The organism is Pseudomonas sp. A39 (assembly GCF_058145955.1).
The window spans coordinates 1-7,978 of record NZ_JBYVMD010000089.1 but is presented as its reverse complement, the minus strand read 5'-3'; the positions used below and the strand labels follow the sequence as shown (position 1 = coordinate 7,978).

6 protein-coding genes and 1 pseudogene are annotated in these 7,978 nt (G+C 61.1%); 2 read left to right on the top strand and 5 right to left on the bottom strand.

Features of this window, described 5'->3' with window-relative positions:
- Both AC3ZU9_RS30820 and AC3ZU9_RS30815 read left to right on the top strand, forming a co-directional pair.
- Positions 1 to 537: methyl-accepting chemotaxis protein (locus AC3ZU9_RS30820; RefSeq protein ID WP_490091758.1), on the top strand; the 537-nt coding region annotated here is incomplete at its 5' end.
- 127 nt (positions 538 to 664) lie between these two features.
- Positions 665 to 2,572, top strand: a complete 1,908-nt coding sequence (locus tag AC3ZU9_RS30815) for a methyl-accepting chemotaxis protein (protein ID WP_490091757.1) — start codon at positions 665 to 667, stop codon at positions 2,570 to 2,572.
- 193 nt (positions 2,573 to 2,765) lie between these two features.
- Here AC3ZU9_RS30815 and AC3ZU9_RS30810 read toward each other — a convergent pair whose 3' ends face one another.
- The 5 genes and pseudogenes from AC3ZU9_RS30810 to mdoH form a co-directional block, all read right to left on the bottom strand.
- Positions 2,766 to 3,500 carry an amino acid ABC transporter ATP-binding protein gene (locus tag AC3ZU9_RS30810; RefSeq protein ID WP_012721789.1) on the bottom strand — a complete coding sequence of 245 codons (735 nt, stop codon included), beginning with the start codon at positions 3,498 to 3,500 and terminating at the stop codon, positions 2,766 to 2,768.
- Entirely contained in the window at positions 3,493 to 4,452 is a 960-nt protein-coding gene (locus AC3ZU9_RS30805) for an amino acid ABC transporter permease (RefSeq protein ID WP_012721788.1), read from the bottom strand. Before AC3ZU9_RS30805 ends, AC3ZU9_RS30810 begins: the two co-directional genes overlap by 8 nt.
- 37 nt (positions 4,453 to 4,489) lie before the next feature.
- Positions 4,490 to 5,287 carry a transporter substrate-binding domain-containing protein gene (locus AC3ZU9_RS30800; RefSeq protein ID WP_046034015.1) on the bottom strand — a complete coding sequence of 266 codons (798 nt, stop codon included), beginning with the start codon at positions 5,285 to 5,287 and terminating at the stop codon, positions 4,490 to 4,492.
- A gap of 220 nt (positions 5,288 to 5,507) precedes the next feature.
- Entirely contained in the window at positions 5,508 to 6,308 is an 801-nt protein-coding gene (locus AC3ZU9_RS30795) for a transporter substrate-binding domain-containing protein (RefSeq protein ID WP_012721786.1), read from the bottom strand.
- Between the two features lie 183 nt (positions 6,309 to 6,491).
- Positions 6,492 to 7,978: pseudogene (mdoH, locus tag AC3ZU9_RS30790) on the bottom strand (glucans biosynthesis glucosyltransferase MdoH); the annotation flags it as partial.

Genomic DNA, 7,978 nt, shown 5'->3' with positions numbered 1-7,978 from the left:
CTGAAGCGCGAAAGCGACAAAATCGGCAGCGTGCTCGACGTGATCAAGTCCGTGGCCCAGCAAACCAACCTGCTGGCCCTCAACGCCGCGATTGAAGCCGCACGTGCCGGCGAAGCCGGGCGAGGTTTCGCCGTGGTGGCGGACGAGGTACGCAGCCTGGCCCAGCGCACACAGAAGTCCACCGAAGAGATCGAAGAGCTGATCGTCGGCCTGCAAAACGGCACCCAACAGGTCGCAAGCATCATGGACAACAGCCGTGGCCTGACCGACAGCAGCGTCGAGCTGACCCGCCGTGCCGGTAGCGCCCTGGCGAACATCACCCGTACGGTCTCGACCATCCAGGCGATGAATTCGCAGATCGCCACGGCGGCCGAGCAGCAAAGCGCGGTGGCCGAGGAGATCAACCGCAGTGTGTTGAACGTGCGCGATGTGTCGGAACAAACCTCTTCGGCCAGCGAAGAAACCGCAGCCTCCAGCGCTGAGCTGGCGCGCCTGGGTATCTACCTGCAAACCCTGGTCGGGCGCTTCCGTATCTGACGGTTCTTACGGCGGCGGCCGGTCGAGGCCGCCGCAACTTGTGAAAATTCCTACACAGTTATCAGCCCGCCATCACTCCGAATCGAATTAGCGTGTCTACGCGCTTTATCAGATTTGGAGGTTCACCATGTTTCCTCGGCTGACCCGCTTGCTGGTCAACGCCAGCGTCCGACTCAAACTTGCCCTGGGGTTCGGCCAGGTGCTGGTCCTCAGCCTCGCCATCGCCATGACCGGCTGGCAAGCCTTGAATGCGGTGCTTTTCCGCTCAAGCAACTTGATCGTGCTGGGCCAACTGGCCGCTGTCGCAGAGGCCATGCGCGCCGATCGTATCGTGTACCGCACCCTGACAGACGCCACCAGCCTGGGCAAAATGACCCTGCAGATTGGAACAATCGACCAGCACCTCGACTACTTGCAAGACCACGTCAAAGACCCGGCCGACCTGCAGAGCCTGCAGGAAGCGAGACGCCTGGTGGCCGGTTTCAAAGCCGTACTCGTGGAGCTTGCGCCGCTGATCGAACGACGCGAAAACATCCACCCCCTGCTGCAAAAGGCCACACTCCAGGCCGGCGATACACTCGCTCAGTTGGCCAGTGAACTGCCCGACCAGCAGGATCAGCAGGCACTCGATGCCATCGAGACCCTGCGTCAAACCATAGAGCAGGCGGAGGAGCGTGCCCGCAGCCCTGCCTGGGCCGCGGAATCATTACAGGCCTATGCAGAAACGCTCGGCAAGGCGCTCGACACCCTGGCCATCGCTCAAGCCGCTGTCACGCGCCTGCCGGTAGACTCGACGTTGCTTGAAACCGACCTGGCGGATTATCGCGCGCAGCTACTGATGCTCAAGGACGCTCAAGTCACCACCGAAACCGCGCAAAACCGCTTCGAGCAACAGCTCAACCAGTTACTCGAGCAAACCGAACGGGTGAGCCAGAGCCAGATCGTCAAGCGTGACAGCGAGGCGGAACACACCCGCATGTTGCTTGTCAGCGTCACGGTTGCCGCCCTGTTGCTGGGGGCGTTGGCGGCCTGGTGGATCGCCCGCCAAATCGCGCTGCCGCTGCACCAAGCCTTGGCAGCCGCTAACCGCATTGCCGAGGGCAACCTGAGCGACAGTGGGGCGGTGGAACGTCGGGATGAGCTGGGCCAGTTGCAGCAAAGCATCGGGCAAATGGCGCGCAACCTGCGCGGCCTGATCAGCGGTATTGGCGACAGCGCCCGACAAATCGCCAGTGCCGCCACACAGCTGTCCACTGTCTCCGAGCAGACCCGCGCCGGGCTCAGCAACCAAAAGGACGAAACCGATCAGGTGGCCACCGCCATGAACGAAATGCTCGCCACCGCTCAGGAGGTCGCCCGGCACGCCGAGCAGGCGTCTATCGCGGCCAATGAAGCGGACCAACAGGCCAGCGCCGGTGACAAGGTGGTTGCACAAGCCATTGAGGAGATCGGCCATCTGGCCAGTGAAATGGCCCTGTCCAGCCGCGCCATGCTGGCACTGCAGCAGGAGAGCCAAAAAATCGGCAGTGTGCTGGACGTGATCAAGTCCGTGTCCCAGCAAACCAACCTGTTGGCGCTGAACGCGGCCATCGAAGCCGCACGCGCGGGCAATGCCGGTGAAGGGTTTGCGGTGGTAGCCGATGAAGTACGCAGCCTGGCGCAACGCACCCAGGAATCGGCCGAAGAAATCGAAGGGCTGATCAGCGGCCTGCACGCCGGTACACAACAGGTCGCCGACATCATGGACAGCAGCCGCCACCTGACCGACCACAGCGTCGGCCTGACCCGCGACGCCGGCGACGCACTGGCGGCGATTGCCCGGACGGTATCGATCATCCAGGAAATGAACCCGCAGATTGCCGCCGCCGCCGAACAACAAAGCGCCGTGGCCGAGGAGATCAATCGCAGTGTGTTGAAGGTACGGGATGTTTCCGAACAAACCGCAGCCGCCAGCGAGGAAACGGCGGCGGCGAGCGTTCAGTTGACGAGATTGAGCCTTGACCTGCAGACACTGGTCGGCAAATTCAGGCTCTGAGACTCACCACATGTGTGGCGGCTGGCTTGTTGTGGCGAGCGAGCTTGCTCGCGCTGGGCTGCGAAGCGGCCCTAAAAACCTGCCACTGCGATTTGGCTTAAAAACGCGGATGGGTTTATGGGGGCCGCTACGCGGCCCAGCGCGAGCAAGCTCGCTCACTGCAGGTCAACTTTTAGCGCTCTGGAAGTGTTGACTACAGGACCTGGCGCAGGAACGCCTGGGCGCGAGGGTCTTTCGGTGAGTCGAAGAACTCGGCCGGGGCCGCATCTTCCAGCAACTTGCCATGATCGAAGAACAGCACGCGGTCCGCCACTTCACGGGCAAAGCCCATTTCGTGGGTGACACAGACCATGGTCATGCCCTCCAAGGCGAGCGTCTTCATCACGTCCAGCACTTCGCCGACCATTTCCGGGTCGAGGGCCGAGGTGGGCTCATCAAACAGCATCACCTTGGGCTCCATGGCCAACGCCCGGGCAATCGCGACTCGTTGCTGTTGGCCACCGGACAAGCGTGAGGGGAACTCATTGGCCTTCTGTGCAATGCCGACCTTCTCCAGCAGCGCCAGGGCCTTGGCCTCGCGCTCCTGCTTGCCGCGCTTGCGCACGACTTTCTGCGCCAGGCACAGGTTTTCCAGCACGGTCATGTGCGGAAACAGGTTGAAGTGCTGGAACACCATGCCGACTTCGCGGCGGTAGGCGTTCACGTCGGTCTTCGGGTCGGCCAGTTGCAAGCCGTCGATGCTCACCGAGCCGGAGTCGAACTCCTCCAGGCCGTTGAGGCAACGCAGGAACGTGGACTTGCCGGAGCCGGACGGGCCGATCACCACCAGCACTTCGCCCTTGGCCACCCGGGTGGTCACATGGTCCACCGCACGGACCACATGGCCACGGGTGTCGAAGACTTTTACCAGATCGCGGACTTCAATCACTTTGCGCGAGCCTCCGCTCAAGCCGGCTGGCCATTTTCGACAGCGGCAGGTTGATCAGCAGGTACAGGCCTGCCACGCAGAACAGGATTTCAAACGGCGAAAATGAAGTGGTGATCACTTCACGGCCGCTCTTGAGCAATTCGGTAATCGCGATCACCGACACCAGGGACGTGTCCTTGACCAGGCTGATAAATTGCCCGGCCAGCGGTGGCAGCACGCGCTTGAACGCCTGCGGCAGTACCACATGGCGCATCGACTGGCTGGCACTCAGGCCCAAGGAGCGCGCGGCTTCGTTCTGGCCACGGGTAATGGACTGCACACCGGCGCGGACGATTTCAGCCACATAGGCACCGGTAAACAGCGACAGCGCCGCGATCCCGGCGAATTCCCGGGACAGGTTGAGCACCGTGCCGATAAAGAAATAGAAGATGAAGATTTGCACCAATAGCGGCGTACCGCGCACCAGCTCGACGTAGATCGTCGACAGATCACGCAAGGTCGGGTTGCTGGACAAGCGGCACAAGCCGGTCGCCAGACCAATCGCCAGGCCGAGGATTCCGGACACCACCGATAACCATAGCGTGGTCCACAAACCCCACATCAATGGCCCCAACGCCCAATGCCGGGTCACGCCCACCACATCGCCTTCGGCGACATCGTCACCGCGCGCCACTTGCAGGCTGTTGTCGGCAACAGTCAGCTTTTGCTCGGTGCCGGCGTCGTTGCGCAAGGTCACTTCGGCGACGTCGCCTTTGCGGACCAACTCGACAACCGTGGAGATGTCAGCGGCGCGTTGGGACTCTTCAGCCTGGTAGGCGAAGTACTGCGGTACGCGGTTCCAGCGCCATTCGTAGGACATCAGCGAGGTGGCGTAGTACAGCGCACCGGCCAGGCCAACCAGCACGACCACAGTCAGCAGGTGCCAGGGCCATTGGGCTTTTTTCTGTTTCATTTACTCAGTATCCAAAAGAGTCGGGCGCGCGCCAGCCTTATTCCATGTCCTTGAGCCACTCGGAGCTCTTGAACCACTTGTCATGGATGCGATCGTAGGTGCCGTCGTTGCGGATCTGGTGCAGGAAGTTGTTGATGAAGTTGATGCTGTCGTAGTCGCCTTTCTTCAGGCCAAACGCCAGGGGTTCGAAGGTGAAGGGTTCTTCCAGGAACACCAGCTTGCCATTGCCGACTTTTTTCTCGGCAACCACGTTGTACGGCGCGTCATACACAAAGGCATCGGCCTTGCCGTTGACCACGTCCAGCACGCCTTCCTGCTCGTTGTCGTAGCCGTGGTACTTGGCTTTGGAGATCAGCTTTTTGGCGACCATCTCACCGGTGGTGCCCAGCTTGGAGGTCAGGCGGTATTTCTCGTCGTTCAAGTCTTTGTAGGACTTGATGGTGCCTTCCAGTTCCTTGCGGATCAGCAGGGTCTGGCCGACCACAATGAAGGGTTCGCTGAAGTTCAGGCGCAGGTTGCGTTCCTGAGTCAGGGTCATGCCGCTGCCGATCATGTCGAACTTGCCGGTCAGGAAGGCGGGGATAATGCCGTCGTAGCCGGTGGATACCAGCTCCAGCTTGACCCCCATGGACTTGGCCATGGCCTTGAGGATGTCGACTTCGAAGCCGATGATTTCACCGCGCTTGTCTGTCATTTCGAACGGCATGTAGGTCGGGTCCATGCCGACTTTCAGCGTGCCGCGCTTGACCGCATCATCGATCGCACCCGCCTGGGCCGCAGTGGCCGCGACCAGTGCGGTGACGCCGAGCAGCAGCATCGAAAGATACTTTTTCATCATCAAGTCCCCTGAACGATTCTTGTAAGGTCGGCGCGCAAAAGGGCTGCACCATTTCGGGGTGCGATCCTAACCCACTCGATGCTCGTCACAAAGGTTTCACGGCTATTTGTTATCGGCATATGTCGGAAAAGCCCCACATCGGTGCGGCAAAGCTCAGGGGCAGACACTTACGCAGAGGAGTACCGGCAACCGGTTGATGTGTAAGCAGTTATGACTTTCAGTCGATTTCCACCCACCAATCGGTGTCTTTAAACCACTTGTCGTGCAGGCGATCGTAGGTCCCATCCTGGGCCACTTGATTAAGAAAATGGTTGATCCAGTTGAGGCTGTCGAAATCGCCCTTTTTCAAGCCGAATGCCAAGGGTTCGAAGGTAAAGGGTTGCTCAAGTGCCAGCAGCGTGCTGTTTTCCGGGCGGCTCAGGGCGATCAGGTTGTAGGGTGCGTCATGAATAAAAGCATCGGCCGCTCCCGCCAACACCTGGCGTACCCCTTCTTCCGGAGTGGCAAAACTGCTGATGCGGGCCGCCCCCAAAAACCGTCGTGCCGCCGCCTCACCCGTGGTGCCTTCGGTGGTGGCGATCCGGTAACTGGCGTCATCCAGGTCCTCGACACTGCTGACCTTGCCCAGAAGCCTTGGGTGCAACACCACCGACTGGCCGACCACGATGAACGAGTCGCTGAAGTTGAGCTTGAGGTTGCGTTCCTGGGTGACGGTCATGCCGCTGCCGATCAGGTCGAATTTCTTTGCCTGCAACCCCGCCACCAGCTCGGTGTAGGGCACAGTGACCAATTCAAGCTCGACCCCCAAGGCTTGGCTCATGACCTTGAGCAGGTCGATTTCGAAGCCGACGATGCGTCCCTGTTTATCGGTCATTTCGAAGGGCACGTAGGTGGGCGTGGTGCCGACCTTGAGTGCGCCGCGTCGAACGGCGTCGTCAATCGCGCCGGCCTGTGCCAGGCCCATGTGAATCCATGCGACAGCGCTGATCAGCAGCGCAGAACAATAGCCTTTGCTCATGAAGACCCCAGTAGCCGGTTAAATTCGGGGCGATGCTAACTCAGCCACGGGCACGGCAATACGCCTCGAACAAGGGTCTTTTGTTTCGAAATAACAAGAGGTTAAGCCGAGAGGGAAAGTAACGGAAAACGCTGTAGGACCAGCGTTCGGAACACCCCCGAGGAGAACCCTCGGGGGCGTCTGAATCAGGCCGGTTGGGCCTGGGACGACAGCGGTTGCAGCGGCAGCAACGGCGCGTGCGGGTCAGCCTTGATCGATTCCCGCCAGGCGGCGAGCCACTCGGCATGGCCTTCGCTCCAGACCTGCTCGTGCAGGCGAGCCAGGGCTACCGGGTCACTGAGCAAGGCCAGGCGTTCACCGTTGTTGAGGCCGGCAGGACCGACTTTCAACGCGTGACGCACACGTTCGGCACGCAGGTACTCGATCGGCTCGGCCTGCGCGTGACGCGAGGTCGCCAGGGCACAGGCCAGGGCGTTCTGCTGCGGGTCGACCACCGAGCGCACAAAGCCGTCATTCAGCGCATGCCAACGGTTTTCGTGGGTGTACTTGTCGGTGGACAGCAGCGCTTGCGGTGGATTGTATTCCTCAGGGATCAGGAACAGGCTCTCGTCGCGGGACTTGAGGCCCAACCCGACACGGCTGGAAATCACCGACACCGGGATCGACAGCATCAGCGAACCCACGATCGGCACCAGCCACCACAGGAAGCTTGGGTTCAACCACACCACCAGCAACGCCCAAAAGAAGCCGAGCAAGGTCTGGGTGCCATGGCGCTTGATCGCTTCACCCCATGGGGTGGAGTCATCGTCACGCTGCGGCGAGTTCCAGGTCGCGGCCCAGCCGAGGAACGCGGCGAGTACGAAACGGGTGTGGAAGATCATCCGTACCGGTGCCAGCAGCATGGAGAACAGCATCTCCAGCAGCATCGACAAGGTCACCTTGAACTTGCCACCAAACTCTTTCGCGCCCTTGGCCCAGATCAGGATGATGCTCAGCAGCTTCGGCAGGAACAACAGCACGATGGTGGTGGAGAACAGCGCCACCGCTTTGTCCGGATGCCATTGCGGCCACAGTGGGTACAGCTGGCGTGGCGCCATGAAGTACTGCGGTTCCATCAGGGTGTTCACCGCCAGCAGGGCCGTGGACAGCACCAGGAACAGGAACCACAACGGCGCCGACAGGTAGGACATCACACCAGTCAGGAACACCGCACGGTGCACCGGGTGCATACCCTTGACCAGGAACAGGCGGAAGTTCATCAGGTTACCGTGGCACCAGCGACGGTCACGCTTGAGTTCGTCCAGCAGGTTCGGCGGCAGTTCTTCGTAGCTGCCCGGCAGGTCGTAGGCAATCCACACGCCCCAGCCGGCACGACGCATCAGCGCGGCTTCAACAAAGTCGTGGGACAGAATGGAACCGGCGAACGCGCCTTTGCCCGGCAATGGCGCCAGGGCGCAATGCTCGATAAACGGCTTCATGCGGATAATCGCGTTGTGACCCCAGTAGTGGGATTCACCCAACTGCCAGAAGTGCAGGCCGGCGGTAAACAGCGGGCCGTAGACGCGGGTCGCGAACTGCTGCATGCGTGCATACAGGGTGTCCATGCCCGACGCACGCGGCGCGGTCTGGATAATCCCGGCGTCCGGCGTGGCTTCCATCAGGCGCACCAG